Genomic DNA, 446 nt, shown 5'->3' on the forward strand with positions numbered 1-446 from the left:
AGAGATAGTGGTGTTTGCCCTTGATGGTGAGCACGACTTCGTCGAGATGCCATTTGTCGCCGCGCTGCGGCTGACGCCGGCGCAGTTCGTTGGCATATCGCTGACCGAACTTCAACGTCCATTGGCGGATCGTCTCATACGTCACGAAAATGCCGCGACTGGCCATCAGTTCCTCAATGTCGCGAAAACTCAGCGAAAATCGGAAGTACAGCCATACGACGTGGCTGATGATGTGGTGTGGGAAGCGAAAGCCGAGGTAAAGTTGGGTGGGTGTCATGCCAATAGTTTACAAAAACCGCCGCGCTCCGCCAAGTTGACAGGTAACTGTTTAGCCTGAGCGAGCACGTGCCAGAGTTGTTCGTTTCTTGAAATCGGTCCATGATGCTGATCATGACAAAACTGCGCCCCCTTCCAGATCTTTCCAAGCTTTCCGCCGCGGAAAAGGA

1 pseudogene is annotated in these 446 nt (G+C 53.6%); it reads right to left on the minus strand.

The features are described 5' to 3' along the window. Positions 1–277: pseudogene (locus F1735_RS34275) on the minus strand (IS6 family transposase); the annotation flags it as partial. Positions 278–446: the final 169 nt, after the last annotated feature.

The sequence above is a fragment of the Massilia genomosp. 1 genome, assembly GCF_011682185.1.
Classification (GTDB): Bacteria; Pseudomonadota; Gammaproteobacteria; order Burkholderiales; family Burkholderiaceae_D; genus Telluria_A; species Telluria_A rubra.